The organism is Pseudomonas sp. P2S-1, assembly GCF_057197725.1.
In genome coordinates this window covers 5,808,178-5,830,979 of record NZ_CM170068.1, presented here as the reverse complement: position 1 = coordinate 5,830,979, position 22,802 = coordinate 5,808,178, and the positions used below count along the sequence as shown (strand labels likewise).

The 22,802-nt window shown below is 65.5% G+C and carries 13 protein-coding genes; 5 read left to right on the top strand and 8 right to left on the bottom strand.

The window, feature by feature from the left end:
* The first annotated feature begins 72 nt into the window (after positions 1-72).
* Together AC2CQI_RS26135 and AC2CQI_RS26130 are read left to right on the top strand one after the other, a co-directional pair.
* Positions 73-1,719, top strand: a complete 1,647-nt coding sequence (locus AC2CQI_RS26135; RefSeq protein ID WP_484578326.1) for a ShlB/FhaC/HecB family hemolysin secretion/activation protein — start codon at positions 73-75, stop codon at positions 1,717-1,719.
* 24 nt (positions 1,720-1,743) lie between these two features.
* Complete coding sequence (locus AC2CQI_RS26130) at positions 1,744-6,288, top strand: hemagglutinin repeat-containing protein (RefSeq protein WP_484578325.1); 4,545 nt, start codon at positions 1,744-1,746, stop codon at positions 6,286-6,288.
* Between the two features lie 93 nt (positions 6,289-6,381).
* Here the strand turns inward: AC2CQI_RS26130 and AC2CQI_RS26125 are convergent, their stop codons facing one another.
* Both AC2CQI_RS26125 and purL read right to left on the bottom strand, forming a co-directional pair.
* On the bottom strand, positions 6,382-6,693 hold the full coding sequence (locus AC2CQI_RS26125) for a YqfO family protein (protein WP_075806702.1): 312 nt from the start codon (positions 6,691-6,693) through the stop codon (positions 6,382-6,384).
* Positions 6,694-6,695: 2 nt separating this feature from the next.
* The gene (gene purL / locus AC2CQI_RS26120) at positions 6,696-10,592 is read right to left on the bottom strand and encodes a phosphoribosylformylglycinamidine synthase (RefSeq protein WP_484578324.1); all 3,897 of its coding nucleotides are present in this window, start codon (positions 10,590-10,592) and stop codon (positions 6,696-6,698) included.
* Between the two features lie 247 nt (positions 10,593-10,839).
* Here purL and mltF point away from each other — a divergent pair, with 247 nt between their 5' ends.
* Complete coding sequence (gene mltF, locus AC2CQI_RS26115) at positions 10,840-12,297, top strand: membrane-bound lytic murein transglycosylase MltF (protein WP_075806700.1); 1,458 nt, start codon at positions 10,840-10,842, stop codon at positions 12,295-12,297.
* On the opposite strand, the gene tadA is transcribed toward mltF, so the two are convergent.
* The 6 genes from tadA to AC2CQI_RS26085 all read right to left on the bottom strand — a co-directional run bounded on the left by tadA (position 12,298) and on the right by AC2CQI_RS26085 (position 19,631).
* Positions 12,298-12,777 (bottom strand): tRNA adenosine(34) deaminase TadA, encoded by a 480-nt coding sequence (gene tadA / locus AC2CQI_RS26110; protein ID WP_075806699.1) that lies wholly within the window; start codon positions 12,775-12,777, stop codon positions 12,298-12,300.
* Positions 12,777-14,159 carry a multicopper oxidase family protein gene (locus AC2CQI_RS26105; RefSeq protein ID WP_484578323.1) on the bottom strand — a complete coding sequence of 461 codons (1,383 nt, stop codon included), beginning with the start codon at positions 14,157-14,159 and terminating at the stop codon, positions 12,777-12,779. Before AC2CQI_RS26105 ends, tadA begins: the two co-directional genes overlap by 1 nt.
* A 255-nt stretch (positions 14,160-14,414) precedes the next feature.
* A complete protein-coding gene (locus tag AC2CQI_RS26100) occupies positions 14,415-15,299 on the bottom strand; it encodes an alpha/beta hydrolase (RefSeq protein WP_484578322.1) in 885 nt (294 codons plus the stop codon).
* A complete protein-coding gene (locus tag AC2CQI_RS26095; protein ID WP_484578321.1) occupies positions 15,299-17,527 on the bottom strand; it encodes a TonB-dependent siderophore receptor in 2,229 nt (742 codons plus the stop codon). Before AC2CQI_RS26095 ends, AC2CQI_RS26100 begins: the two co-directional genes overlap by 1 nt.
* A 74-nt stretch (positions 17,528-17,601) precedes the next feature.
* Positions 17,602-18,948 carry a HAMP domain-containing sensor histidine kinase gene (locus AC2CQI_RS26090; protein WP_484578320.1) on the bottom strand — a complete coding sequence of 449 codons (1,347 nt, stop codon included), beginning with the start codon at positions 18,946-18,948 and terminating at the stop codon, positions 17,602-17,604.
* Positions 18,948-19,631: a response regulator transcription factor gene (locus AC2CQI_RS26085; protein WP_484578319.1), complete on the bottom strand. Its 684-nt coding sequence runs from the start codon at positions 19,629-19,631 to the stop codon at positions 18,948-18,950. Before AC2CQI_RS26085 ends, AC2CQI_RS26090 begins: the two co-directional genes overlap by 1 nt.
* A 481-nt stretch (positions 19,632-20,112) precedes the next feature.
* Between AC2CQI_RS26085 and AC2CQI_RS26080 the strand changes: the two genes are divergently transcribed.
* A complete protein-coding gene (locus AC2CQI_RS26080) occupies positions 20,113-20,724 on the top strand; it encodes a glutathione S-transferase family protein (protein ID WP_484578318.1) in 612 nt (203 codons plus the stop codon).
* A gap of 33 nt (positions 20,725-20,757) precedes the next feature.
* On the top strand, positions 20,758-22,791 hold the full coding sequence (locus tag AC2CQI_RS26075; protein WP_484578317.1) for a 2Fe-2S iron-sulfur cluster-binding protein: 2,034 nt from the start codon (positions 20,758-20,760) through the stop codon (positions 22,789-22,791).
* Positions 22,792-22,802: the final 11 nt, after the last annotated feature.

The following is a 22,802-nucleotide window of genomic DNA, read 5'->3' as shown; positions in this document are numbered from 1 at the left end:
CTCATAACGACTCTCCGTCCTAGAACAACAATATAGGGACGTGCCATGCCGTGTTTATTCGGACGCAGATGCTTGCTGGCGTCCGCGATCCTTGTCGCCCTGCTGCCAAGCCCCGCCACTGCCCAGGTCAACCCGGGGCTGCCGCTGTTGCGCGAACAGGAGCGGGAAACCCGCGAGCTCAAGCGCGAGCAGCAGTTGCGTCGACTGAACTCGCCAGCGATCAGCACCCAGGACGAGACCAACCCGACAATTTCCGGAAACGCCCACTGCTGGCCGATCCGTACGGTGAATCTGGTCGGCAGTACCCTGCTGAGCAGCCGAACCCTGCGCGCCCGTCTCGACACCTTGTTGCATCGCTGCATGACCGAGGCGCAGATCAACGAACTGCTCAAGGGGATTACCCTGCTTTACCTGGAGCAGGGTTACCTGGCCAGCCGGCCTTACCTGGCAAGTCCGCTACAAGACGGCAGGCTCGAGATCCTCGTCGCCGAAGGCTTCGTCGAGTCGGTGGAGCTCGATGATCCGGACCTGCCCCTGTCACTGTCCCGCGCCTTTCCCGACCTGCTCGGCAAACCGTTGAAACTCGGTGATCTGGAGCAGGGACTCTGGCAAATGAACCGCCTGCAGAGCGTCGATCTACAGGCCGACCTGGAGCCTGGCACGATGCCAGGGGGAACGCGCGTGGTAATCCGCTCCCAGCGTCCCCGCACCTCACGCTTGCGTCTGCTGGGCAGCCTGGACAACTACGGCAATGCGCTGGTGGGTCGCGGTCAGCACGGACTGCAACTGGGCATCGACAGCCCCCTGGAGCAGAACGATTTTTTCGCGCTGTACAGCACGAGCAGCCTGCCAGGCAGCCCCGGCAACAGTCATAGGCTTGGCATGAGCTACAGCATTCCACAGGGTCCCTGGACCTTCAGCCTGAACGCAGCTCGCCTCCACTACCGAGCACCACTCCCCGCCTCGCATCGAGTCACCGAGGGCCGCATTGACCTGTACAGCGTCAAGCTGGAGAACACCTTCCGCTACCTGAACGCCCTGCAATTCGATTACAGCCTTCAACTGGGGCAAAAGCGCTCGGACACCCGACTTTCCCATAGCAGGATCAAGTTCCAGAGCCCCACCGTCACGACCCTCGATGCCGACATCAACCTCAGCTGGCGCGACGATGCCGTCTGGAGTATTGGCCTCGGCTACAGCCAGGGCCTGACCTGGTTCGGCGCCGATACGCACAGGTTCAACCCACGCGCACCCGAGCCGCAGTTCCACAAATACCGCGCCAGCCTCTGGCAACGCCGCGAAAGCACCAATCCCCGACTGCGCTGGCGCTGGGACAGCGAACTGGCCCTGCAATTCAGCCCTGATCCCCTCACAGCCCTGGAGCACATTGCCATCGGTGACGCTTCTGCGGTCCGAGGTTTCCGCGACAGCGGGGTGTCCGATTCCAGCGGCGCGGTCTGGCGCAACACCTTCAGCCTGCCCCTGAACACCTCGCTCCCCCTGGAAATCCGCCCATCCCTCGGACTCGACGCCGGCTGGAGCCGCTTCGATCACGGCGCACCCTCGCAGCGCCTGCTGGGCCTATCCGCCGGCCTCGAATTCAGCCGCCCCGACGCGCGCCTGAAGCTCGACTACCAGCGCCCCTTGCACAACGACAGCACTCCCCGCCATGCCCTCGAACCCGGGCACTGGCGCGCGCAACTGACCCTGGTTTTCTGACTCATCATCGAGAGAGACCGCACCGTGAAAAAAAGCCAACCCTGCTTCACCCCCAACCTGCTGCGCCTGGCCATCGCCGCCAGCCTGCTGACCCCGGCCGGCGCCCTCGCCAACCCGGCCCTGCAACCCGCCAGCAGCCCCGCGGGCACCCCGACGATCAACCCGCACAACGGCGTGCCGGTGATCGATATCGTCGCGCCGTCGGCCAGCGGCCTGTCGCACAACCAGTTCCTCGACTACAACGTCGGCCAGCCCGGCGTGGTGCTGAACAACGCCCTTGAAGCCGGTCAGTCGCAGCTCGCCGGAAAACTGGGGGCCAACCCGCAGTTCCAGGGCCAGGCCGCCTCGACCATCCTCAACGAGGTGATCAGCCGCAAGTCCTCGGTAATCGAAGGCCCCCAGGAAATCTTCGGCCGCCCCGCCGACTACATCCTCGCCAACCCCAACGGCATCACCATCAACGGCGGCAGCTTCATCAACACCACCAGGGCGGCGCAACTGGTGGGCCGGCCGGTGATCGAGGACGGGCGCCTGATCGAGCTCGACACCCGTACCGCCACCGGCGAGCTGAACGTCGGGGCCAACGGTGCGAGCAACGTCGAAGGCGCGCTGGCCCTGATCGCCCCGCGCATCGAGAGCGCCGGGCTGCTGGATGCCAAGGGTGACCTTGACGTCATCGCCGGGCGCAACCGTATCGATCACGCCAGCGGGCAGGTCGTCGAGCACCTCCCGGGCACACCGGGGAGCATCGACGCCAACCTGTTCGGCGCCATGAACGCCGGACGCATCCGCATCATCAGCACCGCCGAAGGCGCCGGGGTGCGTATCGCCGCGCCGTCGCTCACCGCCCGCGACGGCATCAGCGTAAAGTCGGCCGGCGACCTCGACATCAGCGGCAACGCCCGCCGGCAGAGCCGCCTGGATGCCGGCAAGGGCAAACTGCAACTCGATGCCGCGGACGACCTGCGCCTGAGCGCCATCGACGCCAGCGCGACCAGGGTCGAAGGCCGTGCCGGCAAGCGCCTGGTCCTCGACAGCAAGACCCGCGAGAAGATCAAGCGGGAAAACGAGCAACACGAGAAGAAGTGGTGGTTCGTCACTACCGAGACCTACGAGCGCAAGCGCACCACCACGACGCACAAGGACCTCGGCAGCCAGTTGGCCTCCAGCGGCGGCATCGACCTGCAGGCCGGCACTGATCTGCAAATGCGTAACGCCAAGGTCAAGGCCGGTGGCGATCTCGACGTGCGCAGCGGCGGCCGGCTGGATATCGGAGCGGGGCTGGAAAGCGTGCGCGTCGACGAAACCGTCCGCCACCGCAAGCACCTCTGGCGCGGCGACAAGGACAGCCGCAGCTACAGCGAGACGGCCCTGCCCAGCGAGCTGTCCGGACGCAAGGTGAAGCTGCAGGCCGGCGATGAAATGCGCGTGGCCGGCAGCACCTTGCGCAGCGGCAAGGACATGACCCTGCAAGCGCCGCAGCTGGACATTACCACCGCGCACCAGGACCGCAGCGAAAGCAGTAAGCAATACCGCGGCGACCTGGTCTCCGGCAGCTTCTTCGGCAAGCGCGACAACGGCCAGGGCGGCGACACCCGCCACCTCGGCAGCCAGGTGGTGTCCGGCGGCGCGCTGACCGTGGTCGCCGACAAGGTCCAGGTCACAGGCAGCCGCATCGCCAGCAAGGACGACGCCCTGCTGGTCAGCCAGAAGGCGGCGCTCAACGTCGAACCTGCCTATGACACCTCGGCGCGCAACACCCAGCACAGCGACAGCAAGGTCTTCGGTCTGATCAGGAACGGCAGCGAGCGCCAGCAGAGTGGCAACTCGGTGCTGGTCAGCGACGTCGCCTCCGACAGCAACCTGCGCCTGGCCAGCGCCGATGAACTGAAGGTGATCGGCGCAAAACTGCAGGCCGGCGGCGAGCTGAAACTGGAGGCAGCGAAGGACGTGAGTGTCAGCGCCGCCAGCGAAACCCGCCTCGACACCCGCCAGGAATCGGCGCGTGGTTTCTACGCCAATGCCGGCGAGACCCAGCAGGCCGCGGATGGCAAACCAGGGTCGAAACAGTACCGGGCGGCGGCTGGCTACCAACTGACCCAACAGGACAGCAGCGACAGCACCACCACCCTGACGCCCAGCCAGCTGAACGCCGGCACCATCGCGATCGACGGCAAAGCCTCGGTGACCATCGACAGTTCGAAGCTCGCGGCCAACCAGGGCGCCATCGTGATCGATGGCCAACAGGTCAGCCTTGGCGCGCAGAGCAACCAGCAGACCCGCAAGAACAGCGACACGCGCTTTGGCGGCGGCATCGGCGTGACCGGCGGCATGGACCGCATCGGCAGCGGCCCCGAGGGCTTCCATCACCGGCAGACCCGCGAGGAAATCAATCTGGACCCGGTCGCCACCGAGCTGAAGGCTCCGGGCGATATCCGCATCAAGACGCCGGCGCTGGTCAATGAGGCGGCCAAGGTCGAGGCCGGTGGCACGCTGCTGGTGGACGCCCAGCAGGTGGAGAACCGCGCGACCGCCAAGGTTCACGAGGTGCGTGAAGGCAACCAGGACTGGAGCGGCCGCGCCGGCCTGAGCCTGGAGGTCCGCGACCTGACCCGGCCGATCGAGAACCTGGTGACCGGCAATGAGGCCGCGCGCTTCCAGCAAGGCTCGGTGGAAGATGCCCTGGCCCCGCCGACCCTGGGCGTGGACGTGTCGCTGGACCACCTCAACCGCCAGCAAACCCGCCGCACGGAAACGGCCATGGTCAGCGAACTGGGCGCCGGCGCCATCCAGGTCAAGGCCGACACCCTGAACGACACCGGCACCCGGTACAACGCCAGCAACGGCCAGGTGCGGATCGATGCGCAGGACCATCAATTCGCGGCGGCCCAGGACAGCACGCGGGAAACGGTCAAGCGCCTGGATGTCAGCGGCGCTACGCGGGTGGAAACCGCCACCGGCAAGGACATCACCGTACGCCTGTCCGGCAAGGGCGGCGCCCTCGACAGCACCCGGGAAAGCATCACCGCGCGCCCCGGCAGCCTCTATGGCCAGCAAGGCATCCAGGTTCAACTGGGCAGCGACGGGGCCTATGAAGGCACCGCGTTCAATGGCGGCAAGGGCGCGGTAACCGTCGACGCCGGTGGCGACCTGACCTTCGCCCAGGCCAATGACCGTCAGTCCCACAGCCTGCGCCAGACCGACGGCAGCGGCTGGGTCAAGGCCGGCAACACACCGGGCGGCAGCGCCCTGGAGCTGCGTGGCTATCTAGACCACCAGCAGCTCGACAGCAGCGACAGCCAGGCGCGGGTCGGCAGTATCGATGCGCAGGGCGTGGTGCAGTTGAAATCCGCGGGCGAGATGACCCTGGTCGGTACGCGCATTGGCGATCCGAAGGCCAAACCGGCGGACATCATCCTTGATGCCCAAGGCCCACTGAAGGTGCTGGCCGCCACGGACACCCATCGGGCGACCGGCAGCAATATCGGTGGCGGCGGCGAAGTGCAGGTCAAGAAAGCCGACCCCGGCCACGGTGGCGGGCTGGGCGGGCACTTCGAGACGGGGCGGGTGGATGAAACCAGCAGCACCGCCACCGGGGCAGTCCTGACTGCAGAAAACACCCTGATCTTGAAAAGCCAGGACAGCAGCGAGCAGGCCATTCACCTGCAAGGTGTCAAGGCCTCGGCCAAGGAGATCATCGTCTCGGCGGAGAACGGCGGGGTCCTGGTCGAGTCGGGGCAGAACCTCGAGAAACGCGACAATCTCAAGCTCACGGTCGGCGCCGGGTTCTCCAGGACGCCGGCCGAGGTCAAGGCCGACAACAAGCAGGCCCTGCATGGCCGGGCACAGGTCGCCCTGGACCAACTGGACAGCCTGCGCCATCTCAACAGCGAGCTGACCGGGCAACGGCTCAGCCTCGACAGCCTCAACGATATGCAGCTCAAGGGCGTGCGCGTGAACGCCGGGCGCATCGACGGCCAGATCGGCGGCGACCTGCTGGTGGCGAGCCAGATGGATAGGGTCAACGGCCTGAAAATCGATGTGGATGCGCGGCTGAGCCAGGAGAAGAATCCCCAGGGCTATCTCAATGCGGTGAAGTCGTTCAGCGGGCCGCTGGGCGCCAAGGCAGAGAAGAGCGTCGGGTCGGCGGTGCAGAAGGTCGATCCGGGCTTTTCACCGACCCTGGACCTGAAGGTGGACCATCGCAAGCTCGACAGCGTTGCCGAGCCGAGCCGGCTGGTCGGCCGGGACGGCATCGATCTGGAGGTCGCCGGTGATGTGCGCCTGAAAGGTGCGGATCTGCGGGCGCCGAAGGGCGAGGTCGAACTGGGCAGCGGGCAAGTCAGCAAGGAAACCCTGAGCGGGCGGGATTACCGGCGGGTGGTGGGGACCAATCTGTCCAATGCCCCGGTGGAGCTGGGGGAGGATCTGGTGAAGACCTACAAGGAAAGTGCGATGGGGCTGGAGGATGGAGATGCTTCGGTGGACCTGGGGCTGTTCAGGACCGGGGGGCATGATCGGGAGGTTAGCGTAGGTTCGAATGTAATCAGCCAGAAGGAACAACACTAAACCCTGTGGGAGCTGGCTTGCCAGCGATAGCTATGGTGAATTCACTAAAGCTATCGCTGGCAAGCCAGCTCCCACAGGTTCGGTGTTCAGGTTCTAGATATCGGCGAGCTTCCAGGCCTCATACGCCGGGGTTTCATAGGGATGGCTCTGCTTCAGCGCCGCAACGACCTGATGAATCAGTTCGTCCGCCACCACCAGCTCCACCCGCCATTCCTCCACCGACTCGACCACCCCGCTCTGCCCGATAAACGGCGTTGCGCCGTCCAGCGGGCGGAACTGGCCCTGGCCCAGCACCTGCCAGGCACAGGAGTCGTAGTCGCCGATCCGCCCGCCGCCCGCCTCGAACACGGCCTGCTTGACCGTGTCGAGGTGGCTCGGCGGGACGAAGAACGCGAGTTTGTACAAACTCAGTTCACCCAGGCCCGCGCGTTGCGGAACATGCGCATCCAGCCGGCATCTTCGTTCCAGTCGTCAGGACGCCAGGAGTTCTGCACGGCACGGAAGACCCGCTCAGGGTGCGGCATCATGATGGTGACGCGACCGTCGCGGCTGGTGAGGCCGGTGATCCCGCGCGGCGAGCCGTTCGGGTTGGCCGGGTAGCTCTCGGTGACCTTGCCGTGGTTGTCGACGAAGCGCAGCGCCACGCAACCGGACAGGTCGGCTTCGAGCAGGGCTTCCTCGCTGGAGAACTCGGCATGGCCTTCGCCGTGGGCGATGGCGATCGGCATGCGCGAACCGGCCATGCCCTGCAGGAAGATCGAGTTGGACTCCTGGACCTGGACCATCGCCACCCGCGCCTCGAACTGCTCGGAGCGGTTGCGCACGAAGTGCGGCCAGTATTCGGTACCCGGGATCAGCTCGTGCAGGTTGGACATCATCTGGCAACCATTGCACACGCCGAGGGCGAAGCTGTCGGCACGCTCGAAGAAGCCCTGGAAGGCGTCGCGGGCACGGGCGTTGAACAACGCCGACTTGGCCCAGCCTTCACCGGCGCCGAGGACGTCACCGTAGGAGAAGCCACCGCAGGCCACCAGGCCCTTGAACTCGTTGAGGTCGACGCGGCCGGCGAGGATATCGCTCATGTGCACGTCGATGGCGTTGAAACCGGCACGGTCGAAGGCCGCCGCCATTTCCACCTGGCCGTTGACGCCCTGCTCGCGCAGTACGGCAACCTGTGGACGCACGCCCTTCTTGATGTAAGGCGCGGCGATGTCCTGGTTGACGTCGAAGCCCAGCTTGACGCTCAGGCCCGGGTTGTCCTCTTCCAGCAGCAGGTCGAATTCCTGGTCGGCACACTGGGCGTTGTCGCGCAGGCGCTGGATCTGGTAGCTGGTCTCGGCCCAGACGCGTTGCAGCAGGCGGCGGTCGCCGTCGAAGAGCATCTCGCCGTTGAGGCTGATGGCCACTTCGCCGTTGTTGACCGGCTTGCCGATCACCGCGACGCAGTCGCCCAGGCCGGCGGCGCTGAATTGCGCCAGCACGTCCGGAGTAGCGTCCTGGCGAACCTGGATCACCGCGCCCAGCTCTTCGTTGAACAGCACCGCAGCGACTTCCTCACGGCTGTCAGCCAGGGTGTCGAGGGTCAGGTTCAGACCGCAGTGGCCGGCGAAGGCCATCTCCAGGGCGCTGACCAGCAGGCCGCCGTCGGAACGGTCGTGGTAGGCCAGCAGGTGACCGTCGGCGTTGAGGCCCTGGATCACTGCGAAGAAGGCTTTCAGGTCTTCGGCGTCGTCGACGTCCGGGGCCTGGGCGCCCAGCTTGCCGTGGGTCTGGGCGAGGATCGAGGCGCCCATGCGGTTCTGCCCGCGACCCAGGTCGATCAGGATCAGGTCGGTCTCGCCCTTGTCCATGCGCAGCTCTGGGGTCAGGGTCTTGCGGATGTCGGTGACCGGGGCGAAGCCGGTGACGATCAGCGACAGCGGCGAGGTAACGGTCTTCTCCGCGCCTTCGTCGCTCCAGCGGGTCTTCATGGACATGGAGTCCTTGCCCACCGGAATGGTCAGGCCCAGCTCAGGGCAGAGTTCCATGCCCACGGCCTTGACGGTGTCGTACAGGCGGGCGTCTTCACCCGGGTGGCCGGCAGCGGACATCCAGTTGGCCGACAGCTTGATGTCGGACAGCTTCTCGATGCGCGAGGCGGCCATGTTGGTCAGGGTCTCGCCGATCGCCATGCGGCCGGAGGCCGGGGCGTCCAGCAGGGCCAGCGGGGTGCGCTCGCCCATCGCCATGGATTCGCCGGTGTAGACGTCGAAGCTGGTGGCGGTGACGGCGCAGTCGGCGACCGGGACCTGCCATGGGCCGACCATCTGGTCACGGGCGACCAGGCCGGTGATGGTGCGGTCGCCGATGGTGATCAGGAAGCTCTTGCTGGCGACAGCCGGGTGACGCAGGACGCGCTCGATGGAGTCGGCCAGTTCCAGCTTCGACGGGTCGAAATCATCGCCCTGCTCGGCTTCGCGGGTGACCGAACGGTGCATGCGCGGCGGCTTGCCCAGCAGCACTTCCAGCGGCATGTCCACCGGGGTGTTGCCGAAGTGGCTGTCGGTCACGGTCAGTTGCGGCTCTGCGGTGGCTTCGCCGACGACCGCGAACGGGCAGCGCTCGCGCTCGCAGATGGCCTGGAAGCGCTCGAAGTCGACCGCGCTGACGGCCAGCACGTAACGCTCCTGGGACTCGTTGCTCCAGATTTCGTGCGGGGCCATGCCCGGCTCGTCGTTCGGCACGTTGCGCAGTTCGAAGCGACCGCCACGGCCGCCGTCGTTGACCAGTTCCGGGAAGGCGTTGGAGATACCGCCGGCGCCGACGTCATGGATGAAGGCGATCGGGTTCTTGTCGCCCAGCTGCCAGCAGCGGTCGATGACCTCCTGGCAGCGGCGTTCCATTTCCGGGTTTTCCCGCTGTACGGAAGCGAAGTCCAGGTCGGCGGAGCTGGCGCCGGTGGCCATGGACGATGCTGCGCCGCCGCCCAGGCCGATCAGCATGGCCGGGCCGCCGAGGACGATCAGCTTGGCGCCGACGGTGATTTCACCTTTCTGCACGTGCTCTTCGCGGATGTTGCCCATGCCGCCGGCGAGCATGATCGGCTTGTGGTAGCCGCGCACTTCGTCGCCGTGAGGGGTGCTGATGGACTGTTCGAAGGTACGGAAGTAGCCGGTCAGGGCCGGACGGCCGAATTCGTTGTTGAACGCGGCGCCGCCCAGCGGGCCTTCGATCATGATGTCCAGCGCGTCGACGATGCGCTCGGGCTTGCCGTACGGTTTCTCCCACGGCTGTTCGAAGCCCGGGATACGCAGGTTGGACACGGTGAAGCCGGTCAGGCCGGCTTTCGGCTTGGCGCCGCGACCGGTGGCGCCTTCGTCGCGGATCTCACCGCCGGAGCCGGTGGAGGCCCCCGGGAATGGCGCGATGGCGGTCGGGTGGTTGTGGGTCTCGACCTTCATCAGGATGTGCACCGGCTCCTGCACCGCGCCGTACTGGCGGGTATCAGGGTTCGGGAAGAAGCGCCCGGCCACGGAACCGACGATCACCGAGGCGTTGTCCTTGTACGCGGACAGGACGCCTTCGCTGTGCATCTGGTAGGTGTTCTTGATCATGCCAAACAGGCTTTTTTCCTGGCTCTGGCCGTCGATATCCCAACTGGCGTTGAAGATCTTGTGGCGGCAGTGCTCGGAGTTGGCCTGGGCGAACATCATCAGTTCGATGTCGTGCGGGTTGCGCTTGAGGCCCTGGAAGGCGTTGACCAGGTAGTCGATCTCGTCTTCGGCCAGGGCCAGGCCCAGCTCGACGTTGGCCGTTTCCAGCGCGGCGCGGCCGCCACCGAGGATGTCCACGGCGGTCAGCGGCTTGGGCTCGGCGTGGCTGAACAGGCCGGCGGCCTCTTCCAGCTTGCCCAGCACGATCTGGGTCATGCGGTCGTGCAGCAGCTCGGCGACGCTGGCGGCGTCGGCGTCGCTCAGTTCACCGGCGACGTAGTAGGCGATGCCGCGCTCCAGGCGACGAACGACTTCCAGGCCGCAGTTATGGGCGATGTCGCTGGCCTTGCTCGACCAGGGCGAGATGGTGCCGAAACGCGGCATGACCAGGAACAGGCGACCAGCTGGCTCCTGCACCGGGACGCTCGGGCCGTACTTGAGCAGGCGCGCGAGCACTTGCTGTTGCTCGGCGGTCAGATCGCCATCAACTTCGGCGAAATGAGCGAATTCAGCGTACAAACCATTAACAGCGGGGACTTTCTGGCTCAGTTGCTCGAGTAATTTACCGTGGCGAAAGGCAGAAAGGGCAGGAGCGCCGCGCAGGATCAACATCGTCGGGACAGCCTCAAGAAGGGGGTGTGCTTGGAGGCCGTGCATTCTAGCCTAAACCGTTGCGCGAGGCACCCGAAACGCTGCATCGGCAGCCGTCCGCATGTCGGCAGGTGCATTCCAGGGGTGTCGGAGCTTTCATATAAGGGTCGAAGTGCGCTGAAAAGTCGCAAGCACAACGCCGCGATAGCAGACAAGCCAGCAGTTGTCGAGATATGGCACGGCAGGCCCTTTGCGTATACTGCACCTTATGTCTGCCCACTCTGTTCTGCGCCAGCGGTGCGCCCAATGGCTCATCGCACTAGGACTCTTCCTGATGCTCGGTGCCTGCGTTGAAAAACCCAGCACCCTTGAACGCATCAAGGAGGATGGCGTATTGCGGGTGATAACCCGCAACAGCCCGGCCACCTACTTCCAGGACCGCAACGGCGAAACCGGCTTCGAATACGAGCTGGTCAAGCGTTTCGCCGACGATCTCGGGGTCAAGCTGCAGATCGAGACCGCCGACAACCTCGACGATATCTTCAGCCAGCTTGGCCAGCCCAACGGCCCGGTACTGGCCGCCGCCGGCCTGGTCAGCAGCGAGCAGCGCAAGGCCCAGGCGCGCTTCTCCCATCCGTATCTGGAAGTCACCCCGCAGATCATCTATCGCAACGGCAAGACCCGGCCGACCAATGCCGCCGGTCTGGTCGGCAAGCGCATCCTGGTGCTCAAGGGCAGCAGCCACGCCGAGCAGTTGGCCGAGCTGAAGAAGCAGTATCCCGGCCTGGAATACGAAGAATCCGACCAGGTGGAAGTGGTCGACCTGCTGCGCATGGTCGACGAAGGCCAGATCGACCTGACCCTGGTGGACTCCAACGAACTGGCGATGAACCAGGTGTACTTCCCCAACGTGCGCGTCGCCTTCGACCTCGGCGATGCCCGCGACCAGCGCTGGGCCGTGGCCGCCGGCGAAGACAACAGCCTGCTCAACGAGATCAACGCCTTCCTCGACAAGGTCGAGAAGAACGGCACCCTGCAACGCCTGAAGGACCGCTACTACGGGCATGTCGACGTACTCGGCTACGTCGGCGCCTATACCTTCGCCCAGCACCTGCAGGAACGCCTGCCACGCTTCGAGAAGCACTTCCGCACCTACGCCAAGCAGGAACAGGTGGACTGGCGCCTGCTGGCCGCCATCGGCTACCAGGAATCCATGTGGCAACCGGAAGTCACCTCCAAGACCGGCGTGCGCGGCCTGATGATGCTGACCCAGCGCACCGCCCAGGCCATGGGTGTATCCAACCGGCTTGACCCGGTGCAGAGCATCCGCGGCGGCGCCAAGTACTTCATGTACGTGAAGGAGCAGCTGGACGACTCGATCAAGGAGCCGGACCGCACCTGGTTCGCCCTGGCCGCCTATAACGTCGGCGGCGGGCACCTGGACGACGCGCGCAAGCTGGCCGAACGCGAGGGCCTGAACCCGAACAAGTGGCTGGACGTGAAGAAGATGCTGCCGCGGCTGGCGCAGAAGAAGTGGTACAGCAAGACCAAATACGGCTACGCCCGCGGCGGCGAGCCGGTGCATTTCGTCGCCAACATCCGCCGCTACTACGACATCCTCACCTGGGTGACCCAGCCACAGCTGGAAGGCCAGGTCGCCGAGGGCAACCTGCATGTGCCGGGGGTCAACAAGGACAAGCCAGCTGACCAGGCACCCCAGCCATAGTCAGACCTTCGCCCGGCGCGCCTTGAAGAACTCGCTGAGGATCGCCCCGCACTCCTCCGCCAATACCCCGCCTTCATAGATCACCCGATGGTTGAGAAAACCCTGGGTAAAGAACTGTCCCTGGCTCTGCACGATCCCCGCCTTTGGCTCCAGCGCGCCGTAGACCACGCGGTTGACCCGCGAATGGACGATCAGCCCGGCGCACATGCTGCAGGGTTCGAGGGTGACGTACAGGGTGCTGCCCGGCAGGCGGTAGTTGCTCGCGGCCTTGGCGGCGGCACGAATGGCGACCATTTCCGCGTGCGCGCTGGGATCGCTGTCGGTGATCGGCCGGTTGAAGCCCTGGCCCAGGACCTGGCCGTGCTGCACCAGCACCGCGCCCACCGGCACTTCGCCCAGGGCCGCGCCTTGCGCCGCCAGTTCCAGGGCCAGGCGCATGAATTCCTGATCGCGGCTGCGATCGATGATCTGCGGGCGCATCAGACCACCGCGATCGCGGCCATCAGGCCGGTTTCCATATGGTCGATGACGTGGCAGTGGAACATCCAGGTGCCCGGGTTATCCGCCACCAGCGCCACCTGGGCGCGTTCGTTCTTGCCCAGCAGGTAGGTGTCGGTGAACCAGGGTTCGACGATCTCCCGGCGGTTCGAGGCGATCACCTTGAAGCTCATGCCGTGCAGGTGGATCGGGTGCTGGTACTGGGTCATGTTCTTCAGCTCGAAGATATAGCTCTTGCCCTTCTGCAACGTGGCGATGGGGCGGTCGGCGCAGGTCTTGTCGGTGATGTCCCAAGCCTGGCCGTTGATCTGCCAGAGGCTGGGCGGCCGGCCATTCTCGGTATCCACCGAGACCTTGCCGGCCCACTCGAAATTGAAGTTGAGCTTCTCGGCTTTCTCCAGGTCCGGCTCGGCGATCGGGTTGGCCGGCAGGGCTGACGGCCAGTCGCCCGGTTTGTCGGCGCTGGCCACGGAACGAAGGGTGCCGAGGCGGACGAAGCCGTCGCGCAGGGAAATCTCTTCACCGGCCTCCGGGATACGGATCGCCAGGCAGATGCGCATGCCAGGGCCGAGCCAATAGTCCTCATCCAACGGCCGAGGCGTGACCGGGTTGCCGTCGAGGGCGTAGATCATCGCCTCGCAGTTGCCTTTAAGGTTGAGGCGGTAGGTCCAGGTGTTGTCGAGGTTGAGCAGGCGCACCCGCACCACCTGGCCGGCCGGCAGCTCGGTGACCTGGTTGGCCTGGCCGTTGATGGTGATCAGGCGCCCGGCTGTGCCGTTGCGCGCCGCCTCGCGGGGAATGCTGAAGGGCATGAAGGCGCCCTGCTCGTCCACGTGCCAGGTCTTCAGGCTCAGGGTGCGCTCGTGCTTGAAGCCGGTGGGCTCGCGTTCCTCGACGATCAGCGGGCCGACCAGGCCGCGGCCCAGTTCCTCGCTGCTGCTGACGTGGGGGTGATACCAGAAGCTGCCGGCATCGTGGACGCGGAACTTGTAGTCGAAGAATTCGCCCGGCTTGACCGGCAGTTGCGAAACGTAGGGCACGCCGTCCATTTCCAGGGGCAGGCGAATGCCGTGCCAGTGGATGGTGGTTTCCACCGGCAGGTGGTTGATGAAGCGCACCCGCAGCCAGGTGCCCTGGCGGACCCGCAGCTCGGTGCCGGGGGCCGACGGGCCGAAGGCCCAGGCCTCGGTCTTGAAGCCGGGGACCAGTTCCACATCGAGGGGGGCGGCGATCAGCTCGTAGTCGTGCCCGGCGTTCTCGTCCTCGACCTTGCCCAGCCAGTAACGGGCCGCACCACCGGCACCAAGACCAACCACCACCAGGCCGGTCAGGCCCTTGAGCATTTGTCGACGGGTAAAGGACATCGGAACAGGCACCTCGGTTTCGCGAAAACAGCAACTGGCCATCAGGGGCCAGCATGAAGGGCGAATACGATACACCCGCATTTGCGAAAATTTAAGTGAAGACTTGTCGCAGGAAGGTGTGGTGTTGCTGATGGCCTCATCGCTGGCAAGCCAGCTCCCACAGGGTTTTGTGCTGGCCACAGGATCTGCGGTCGACGCGGACACTGTGGGAGCTGGCTTGCCAGCGATAGGGCCATCAGCAACACCACAAAGCTCTCAGTGGGACATCCCCTCGATCACCCGATGCAACGACGCCGGCAGCATCGGCCCATGGTTCAGCCCTTCGAAGCGCTGATAACGCACCTCCAGCCCCGGCACCTGCTGCAACTGCGCCACCAGCGCCCGCGCAGGCCCTTCGTTGTCCCCGCCACTCGGCCCACGCGGCTGTGCCGGTTCGGCAGTCCCGCGCATCAGCAACAACTTCGGCCGGGCCTCACCCAGACGCCCCGCCAAACCCTCAGCCTCGGCCACGATGGCCCCGTCCCGCCACCACAACGACGGACTCGCCGCCGCGTAGTCACTGAACGCCCCCGGCCGGGTAAACAGCGCATGCAACACCGCCACCCCACCATAGGAATGCCCCCATAGGATCTGGCGGTTGCCGTCGATGGGCGCGACCTGCGCCACCATCGGCCGCATGCGCCCGATCAGCAGATCGAGAAACGCATCCACCCCGCCACTGGGCTGCCCGGTCAGCGGATCGACCTGGGCCTCCAGCCCCGGCACCACCGGCGTGTAGTCCCGGGTCCGGCCATTACGGTCGATACGCTGCTCAGTCCGGTACCCCACCGCCACCAGCAACGGGGCCTGCCCACCTGCCAGCTTCTCCAGCTCGGCAGGCTCCAGCGCACTCAACGCGGCATTGCCATCGAGCATCCACAACACCGGATACCCGGCCGCAGGCGCCGGCCGGGCCGGCTTGCCGACCCACAACCGGTAATGCCGCTGGCCATCCACAGAGTCCAGATCCAGGGTGCTGAAGCCGTAGGCCGCGTCCTGCGCCTGCAACACCGCAGCCTGCATCTTCTGCTCCGGCTCCGGCTGTGCCATCGCACAGCCGGTCACCAGCAGCAAACCCAGAAACAACGGCGACAGCTTCATCAGAACGACGCAGTCAGGCTGGTGTAGAAGGTCCGGCCCGGCTCGTTGTAGGTCGCCGCACCCGCACCATCGATATTGTTCACGCCCTGGGCATTGCCCTCACGGAACAGGCGCTTGTCGAACAGGTTGTCGACCCCGGTGGTCAGGCTCAGGTTCTTGGTAAAGGCGTAGGTCCCGCTCAGGCCGACCAGCGCATACGGCGACAACTGGTTGTTGGCGCTCCCGGTCACCCGGTCACCGTGGTAGTCATATTTCTTCGGCGTCTGCTTGCCGTACCAGGCGACGCTGGCCTGCAGCGACAGGTCCTGGGTGGCCTGCCAGTCGAGCATCGAGTTGAGGGTGTACTTCGGCGTCACCGAGAGGGTCTCGCCGGTTTCCTTGTTCTTCGATTGCAGCATCCAGGTGAAGTTGTTGTTCCACTTCAGTTGCTCGGTCAGCGGGATGGTCAGGGTGCCTTCCAGACCCTCGACCAGCGCCTTCGGCACGTTCTCCCACTGGTAGATCGCCGCATTGGCATAGCTGCCGCTGCCACCGGTGGCGCGACCGATCGGGCTCATGCCGGACTCGATCTTGTTCTTGTAGTCGTTGCGGAAGTAGGTCAGACCCGCGACCCAGCCATCCTGCTGGAACTCGATCCCCAGTTCCTTGTTGACGCTGGTCTCGGCCTTGAGGTCGTCGTTGCCTTGCAGGTAGCAGCTGGTGCTCTGGCCATAGCAGCCCTGGCCGCGGCTATATAGCAGGTAGTCGGAATTCAGCTGGTACAGGTTCGGCGCCTTGTAGGCCCGGGCGATACCGGCTTTCAGGGTGATGGTGTCGGTCAGCGCGTGGGACAGGTTGAGCGACGGGCTCCAGTTATCGCCGACCACGCTGTGATGGTCGAAGCGCAGCGCCGGGGTCAGCATGGTGCCCGGCATCAGTTCGATATTGTCCTCGGCGAACAGCGAGAAGATCTGCGCCTGGGAACCGGTGTCCCGACCCGTACCACTCAGCCCGCTGACCGCACCGCCTTCGGTGGTGGTCTGGGTGTTGGCGCTCGGGTCGTCGAGTTTCTGCTGGCTCCACTCGCTGCCCAGGGTCAGGGTCTGGTCGCGCAGGGCATGCAGCGGCAGGTTGACTTCGCCGTGGGCGGTCAGGTCGCGCAGGGTCGAGGTGTAGAAGTCGGTGTTGCTGAAAATGCCTTCGGTACCGCCGGCCAGGCCTTCGTTGATCCGCTGGTTGCGGGTCTTTTCGTATTGCAGGTAGGCCATGGTGCTGCCGAAGTCCCAGTCGCCGCGATGGGTCAGCGCATAGTTCTCGCGGTAGAGGATGTTGGTCTCGTGACCGAGCATGCTCTTCACGTTGGCATTGGAGTTGGTGTTCTGGGTGTCGCCGGTATAGATGTTGCCCTGGCGGCTGAAGCCCGCTTCCAGTTCAAGGGTCTGTTCCGGGGTCAGGTGCCAGCTCAGCTGGCCGTTGACGTCCTTGTTGCGCACGCCCTCGCGACCTGCCGGCAGGGTGCCGACCTGGTTGCCGCTGCGGGTGGATTCATGCCCGGCGTTGATGTCCCAGTCGTCAGCATCGGTCTTGGCCACATTGCCGTAGACCCGGTAGCTCAGGGTGTCGGTCAGCGGGCCGTTGAGGCCGAAGGTCATGCGCTTGCTGGTGCCTTCGTCGCTGTGGGTCGGGAAGTTCTGGTACACGGTCATGTTGCCGTGGGTCTCGGCCCCGGCCTGCTTGGTGATGATGTTCACCACCCCGCCCATGGCCCCGGAACCGTAGCGCGCGGCCGCCGGACCACGGATGACTTCGATGCGCTCGACCTGGTCGGCCGGCACCCAGTTGGTATCGCCACGGGAATCCCGCTCGCCACGCCAGCCGTAGCGCACCGAGCTGCGGCTGCTGACCGGCTTGCCATCGACCAGGATCAGGGTGTTTTCCGGGCCCATGCCACGGATATCGATCTGCCGGTTGTTACCGCGCTGGCCGCTGGTGGAGTTGCCGGTCAGGTTGACTCCCGGCATGGTGCGGATGATCTGCGACAGGTCGGTGGCCGGCGGACGCTTCTTGATGTCTTCGGCAGTGATCACCGAAACCCCGGGGGCCTGCTTGGTTTCTTCCAGTGCGGTGGCGACCACGTTCTGCGGCGCCAGCTCGACCACGTCGGACTCGTTGGCGGCCTGCACGGCGGTGGACAACAGGCAACTGGACAGCAGCAGGAAGGGAATGCGAGGGAAAGCGCGGGGCGACATCATCGATCTCCGGGACGGACGCTGAATGCAAGAGATCACGAATGATAATGACTGCTAATTGAGAGTAAAGCTCATTAACTTTCTAAACATTCCTCGCCGACGGGCAGTCGCAGGTGCAGGATCAGCCCAGGTTGGCCGTTGCTGGCCCAGAGCTGGCCGCCTTGCAGTTCGATGGCGCGGCGGGCGATGGCCAGGCCCAGGCCGAAACCGGCGCCGCTACCGGCCAGGCGCTGGTAGGGTTCGAAGATCCTTTGCAGATCTTCATCGGGCACGCCCGGTCCCTGGTCGCACAGCTGGAAATGCCAGAACTCGCCTTCGCGCTGTCCGCTGAAGGTCACCGTTGCGCCAGGTGGCGAATGGCGGATGGCGTTGCGCAGCAGGTTTTCCAGGGCCTGGGCCACGCTGTCCAGATGGCCGTGGATCCAGCAATCGGTGCTCAGGTCGCTGGGCAGGCGGGAACGTTCCCAGCCGCTCTCGAAGCAGCAGTCCTCGCACAAGGCTTCCCAGACCGAGAGCATCTGCACCGGTGCGCTGGGCAGTTGCGGCTTTTCCGTGTCCATCCAGGCCAGGTCGAGGGTGTCTTCCAGCAGGCGCTGCATATCGTCCACTTCCCGGTCCAGGCGCTGGCGCAACTGCTCGGGCGGCAGGCCGCTGTCATGGGCGATACGCAGGCGTGCCAGCGGGGTGCGCAACTCGTGGGACAAGGTGCGCAGCAACAGGCGCTGTTGTTCCAGGCTGCGGCGCAGGCGTCCGGCCATATGTTCGAAAGCCTGGGCCAGTTCGCCGAGTTCGTCGCGGCGGTTTTGCAGGGGAAGGCCCGGGCTGTCCAGGTCGTCCGCGCGCAGGGCATCGGCACGGTCGCGCAGGCGGTTGAGCGGTACGACAAGCTGGCGATAGAGCAGCAAGCCGAGGAGCAAGGCGAGCAGCGCCGGGGCCACGCCGTGGGTGACCACATGGGTCCAGGGGGTCAGGCCGGTGGGCAGCAGGCGTTCCGGCAACTGTATGACCAGGCGCCCGCTCTCGGGATGCTCGGGGAACTCGATGCTGACGTAGGGCAGTTCATCCTGCAGGCGCTTGCTCATGGGCCAGTCGAGCTTGCGCATGAAGGTCAGGTGGCTGGCCTCCTCGGCGCTGAACGGCGTGGTGCCGAGGCTTTGCAGCCAGGGCCCGACCAGCGCCACCCAGGTGTCCTCCTCGCTCGCCAGTTTCTGCCGGTAGGCCTCGGCGCCCTGCGCACCGCCTTCGCGCCAGGCCTGTTCCGCTTCCCCGGCGTAATGAGCCAGGTATTCCTGGTCGGCCGGACTGAGGAAGTAGGTGCTGCGCTCCACCGACAGGCCCCAGGTCCAGATCAGCCAGGTCAGCAGCAGGCAGAAGCCGACCAGCAGCAGCGCCAGCTTCCACAGCAAGGGATGACGGCGCATCAGGACGGCTCCGACTCCACCAAGATATAGCCCTGGCTGCGCACCGACTGGATCTGCAGATGCAGCGCACCGATGGCCGCCAGCTTGCGCCGCAGGTTGCACACGTGCACGTCGAGGCCGCGGTCGAGGCGGGTGTAAGCGCGGTGCAGCACGGTCTGGTAGAGAAAAGCCTTGCTCAGCGCCTCGCCGGGGTGGGCGCGCAGGGTCGCCAGCAGACGGTATTCGGAGCCGGTCAGGCCGGCATGGCGGCCTTGGTGCAGCACGTCCTGGCCGTCGTCGTCGAGGGTGGTCGCGGGCTTCTCGATACGCTTCTGGTCCAGCGCCACCCGGCGCAGCAGGGCATCGACCCGGGCATCCAGCTCGGCCAGGCTGAAGGGCTTGGGCAGGTAATCGTCGGCGCCGCGGGTGAAGCCGCTGATGCGGTCCTGTTCGGCGCCGAGGGCGGACATCAGCATCACCGGCACGGCCTGCTCGCGGCGCAAGCGGTCGAGCAGGGTCAGACCGTCGATGCCCGGGAGCATGATGTCCAGCAGGATCAGGTCGAAGGTGTCCTGCGCCAGCACCGCCTGCGCCTCGCTGCCGTTCTCGCAGGCGTGCACGCTGAAGCCGCGGCGCTGGAAATGCTGCTGGAGGTCCTGGCGCAGGTTGAGGTCGTCTTCGGCGAGGAGAAGTCTGGGAGGCACGGGTGGGCTCGGGGCGGGAAGTGATTGCAATTGCGAATCATCCCACTTCATTGGGGAGCTGAGCAACGCCTCCTGTCATATGCGTGAGAGCCAGCGAGCGACGCGTACCCTGTGGGAGCGGGTTCACCCGCGATAGGGTAGTGAGCCCACCACCGTAATCGCTGGCAAGCCAGCTCCCACAGTGACCGTGTCGTGCCCAAGATTGATGGCTGGCAGTGAACCCTGTGGGAGCTGGCTTGCCAGCGATTGCGGTGGTGAATCCAACATCGTAATCCCGGCGATCCGGTGAACCCGCTCCCATAGGGTTCCCTTACATTGCCTGGTCATTACAAAAGAATGACGAGCTCGTCCATCGATTATTCCACCTGAAGCAATAAAGAACTGCCCAGAAAGCGTATTCCGCCGAAATCCATCCAGTTCCACACTGTGCACACGGATCGGGACTCACCCCGCCCCGCTCACTACAGTCAGGAGCCGGACCATGAAGATTCATCACCACCCCCTCTCGGGCCATGCCCATCGCGCCGTGCTGTTCGCTTCGCTGCTGGGCGTGCCCCATGAGCTGGTCGAAGTGGACCTGGCCGCCGGGGCGCACAAGTCGCCGGCCTTCCTTGCCCTGAACCCCTTCGGGCAGATTCCGGTACTGGAAGATGGCGAGATCGTGATCGCCGATTCCAACGCGATGCTCGTCTACCTCGCCAAGAAAGCAGGCCGCACCGACTGGCTGCCGGAAGATGCCCTGGGCGCCGCACGGGTGCAGCGCTGGCTGTCGGTCGCGGCCGGCGAGCTGGCCTACGGCGCCTGCGCCGCACGCCTGATCACCGTATTCAACGCGCGCTTCAACGCCGAGGAAGTGATTGCCCGTGCCCACGTCATGCTCGGGCATCTGGAACAGCACCTGGCCGATCGCCAATGGCTCGCCGCCGACCATCCGACCCTGGCCGACGTGGCGATCTACAGCTACGTGGCCCAGGCGCCGGAAGGCAATGTCGACCTGTCCGACTACCCCGCCGTCAACGCCTTCCTGCGCCGCTTCGAAGCGCTGCAGGGCTTCGTGCCCTTCACCCAGAGCCGCGCCGGCCTGAGGGCCTGATATCCACTGAAGCACTCCGCAGGAGCCACGAACATGGCCGCACACCTGAGCAAACTCTCCACCTGGCATGAAGGCGAGAAATTCATCCAGGAGAAAGTCGGCGTCGCCGAACGCATGGAAGGTGTCGGCCAGCGCGTGGTCCGGGACTTCATGCCCGACCAGCATCGTGAGTTCTACGCCCAGTTGCCGTTCATGGTACTGGGCAGCGTGGACGCCGGGGGCGATGCCTGGGCGACGTTCCTTGAAGGCCAACCCGGCTTCATGCAATCGCCCTCGCCCACCCTCCTCGACATCGCTGCCCGCCCGGACCCGCTGGATCCGGCCGCGCCTGGGATGTTCGCCGGCGCGTCGGTCGGACTGCTCGGGATCGAACTGCATACCCGGCGGCGCAACCGCATGAACGGCGTACTCTCGCCGCTCGACAAGGGTTTTCGCGTCGAGGTGGACCAGAGCTTTGGCAACTGCCCCCGCTATATCCAGTTGCGCGACTTTTCCTTTGCCCGGGATCCGCAGGTTGCTGTCTCCGGGCAGCTTGAGGAGCTCGAGCAACTAGATGCGTCAGCCCGGAACCTGATCGAAGGTGCCGACGCGTTCTACGTCGCCACCTACGTCGACCGCGAGGAACGCCGGCAAGTCGATGTGTCCCATCGTGGCGGCAAGCCGGGCTTCGTCCGCGTGGGCGAAGACGGCCTGCTGACCATCCCGGATTTCAACGGCAACCTGTTCTTTTCGACCCTGGGCAATATCCATCTCAACGGCAAGGCCGGGCTGCTGTTCGTCGACTACCAACGTGGCGACGTGCTGCAGATGACCGGCGATGCCGAGGTGGTTTTCGATTCGCCGGAAATTGCCGCCTTCCAGGGTGCCGAGCGGCTGTGGACCTTCCGTGCCCGGCGCATCGTGCGCCGGCCCGGCGGGCTCGCCTTGCGCTGGGCGTTCCAGCAGGACGGCGAGGCAGAAAGCGCGCTGATGACCGGCGACTGGCAGCAGGCCGGGGTACGCCTGCGCGCTGCCGAACTGGCTACGCAATGGCGGCGCTTCAAGGTGGCACGGGTGGTGCGCGAGAGCGCGGCCATCCACTCCTTCCATCTGGAACCGGAGGATGGCGCGGGCGTGCTGCCTCATCTGGCCGGACAGCACTTGCCGATCCGCGTGAGGATCGCAGGCGCGGACAAGCCGTTGATCCGCACCTACACCCTGTCCACCGCACCCTCCGATGGGTATTACCGCATCAGCGTGAAGCGCGATGGGTTGGTGTCCACCTGGCTGCATGAAAACCTGCGCGAGGGCGACACGCTGGAAGCCCGTGCACCGGCAGGTGACTTCACCCTTGATGCTACAAGCAGTCGCCCGGTGGTCCTGCTGGCCGGCGGTGTCGGCATTACCCCGATGCTGGCGATGGCCCGACACCTGGCCTTCGAGGGCCGGCGTATCCAGCGGATGCGGCCGGTCACGCTGTTCTACGCTGTGCGTTCGAAACAGGAGCGGGCCTTCGACCGCGAACTGGGCGAGTTGGGTATCAAGGTTGTGCGGGTACTCAGCGACACCCGCGATGCCGAGGAAAGCACCGATTACGACGCGGCAGGCCGGATCGACATGCCGCTGCTGGGTCGACATCTGCCGTTCGGCGACTACGAGTTCTATCTGTGCGGTTCGCCGTCTTTCAGCCAGGGGCTTTACGACGGGTTGCGCAGTTATGGCGTGGCGGACGAGAGGATCCATGCCGAAGCCTTCGGGCCGGCGTCGCTGAAGCGTTCCGGTGGTGAGCAGCCAAGCGCACCGGCCGGCCCGCCGCCCGCCACCACGTCGATACCGGTGACCTTCATCGACTCATTGAAAGAGGCCCGCTGGGAACCCGGCTCCGGCACCTTGCTGGAGCTGGCCGAGGCCCGCGGTCTGGACCCCGCATTCAGCTGCCGTGAAGGCCATTGCGGCACCTGCAAGACCCGCCTGCTCAAGGGTGCGGTCAGCTACCTCAAGGAACCCGCCGCCAGGGTTGGCGACAATGAAGTCCTGATCTGCTGCGCGGTCCCCGCCGGCCAGGACCCGATTCAACTTTCACTGTGACCCAGGAGATC